This is a genomic window from Parasphingomonas zepuensis (genome assembly GCF_036663735.1).
Lineage (GTDB): Bacteria > Pseudomonadota > Alphaproteobacteria > Sphingomonadales > Sphingomonadaceae > Sphingomonas.
The window spans coordinates 1-1,397 of record NZ_JAXOJO010000036.1 but is presented as its reverse complement, the minus strand read 5'-3'; the positions used below and the strand labels follow the sequence as shown (position 1 = coordinate 1,397).

At 62.7% G+C, this 1,397-nt stretch carries 2 protein-coding genes; both read left to right on the top strand.

Going from position 1 to position 1,397, the window contains the following annotated elements; translation table 11 throughout:
- Window positions 1-1,110, top strand: a 1,110-nt coding sequence (gene ligD, locus U1769_RS25005; protein ID WP_332720868.1) for a DNA ligase D, incomplete at its 5' end; no start/stop codon positions are given.
- 53 nt (window positions 1,111-1,163) lie between these two features.
- A partial coding sequence (locus U1769_RS25000; RefSeq protein WP_332720867.1) for a hypothetical protein occupies window positions 1,164-1,397 on the top strand: 234 nt, incomplete at its 3' end.

Below are 1,397 nucleotides of genomic sequence, written 5' to 3'. Positions count from 1 at the left end.
GCCGCGACGATGGACGATCTGGTGGCTAGAATGGAGAAGATCGAGCGCAAGACCACAGTGGTGGAGGCCCCGCGCGCGGCAGTGCGCGGCGCGCGCTGGGTGGCACCGGAGCTGGTGGCGGAAGTCAGTTTTGCCGAGTTTACATCCGAAAATGTGGTGCGCCATGCCAGCTTTCTGGGGCTGCGTGAGGATAAGCCGGCGGAGCAAGTCGTGGTGGAAACGGCGAGGGAAGTGCCAGACGCCCCGGTCAGCAATGTGAAGATCAGCAGCCGCGAGCGTGTGATCTTTCCCGATTCTAAGGTCACCAAGGGCGATCTGGCGGATTATTACGTCGCGGTCGCCCCGATCCTGCTGCCGTGGGTGGCGCATCGCCCGATTAGTCTGGTGCGCTGTCCGCAGGGGCGCGCCAAACAATGCTTCTTCCAGAAGCACGACGCCGGCAGTTTCGGCGATCATGTCCGTCAGGTCGATATCCGGGAAAAGGACGGCAGCGTCGAACCCTATCTGTACGTCGAGGATGTCGATGGCGTGCTGTCGTGCGTGCAGATGGGCACGATCGAGTTTCACGGCTGGGGCAGCCGCATCGAGGATGTCGAGAAGCCCGACCGGCTGGTGTTTGACCTCGATCCCGACGAGGGGCTGGATTTCGAGATCGTGAAGAAGGCGGCGGATGATCTGAAACAGCATCTTGCTGACATGGGCCTTACCAGTTTTGCACTGCTGTCGGGCGGCAAAGGCGTGCATGTCGTCGTGCCGCTGACGCCAGAGGCGGAATGGCCTGCCGTTAAATCCTTCGCCGACCGCTTCGCCCGCGCCATGGGTCAGGCCGAACCCGAACGTTTCACCGCGAGCATCCGCAAGATCGATCGCAAGGACCGCATCTTCATCGACTATCTGCGTAACCAACGCGGCGCGACCGCAGTGTTGCCCTATGTCGCGCGCGCCCGGCCGGGTGCGCCAGTGTCAGCGCCAGTTAGCTGGAGCGAGTTGCGCGACATCGAGACGCCGCAATTGTTCAGCGTGCGCGATGCCGATACGCTGATCGAACGCGCGAATAGCCGCGCGCTTTCCGGTTGGGGACAAGCAGCACAGGTGCTGCCCGACATCTGATCTTTGTTGCGCCGCACCCTTATAAAAGTCACAAGGTCCGCGAAGGAACGGAAATGGCAAGCGCTGCGGCGACCTCCTTGTTCGATGCAGCGACCATCGCTGCCCGGTGGGTCGCCGATTATCGCGCCGCCACGCCCGCCACCGATGTCCTCTACGCCGCCGGTCTGGACGATCCCGCATGGGGCGCAGTGTTCGAAGAACTGGCCGGTCGGTCGGGCGACGATCTCGATTATGTCCGCGAGCGCGCCCAGCGCCATGCTGAGGATATCGGCACTGGCTTTCGCATT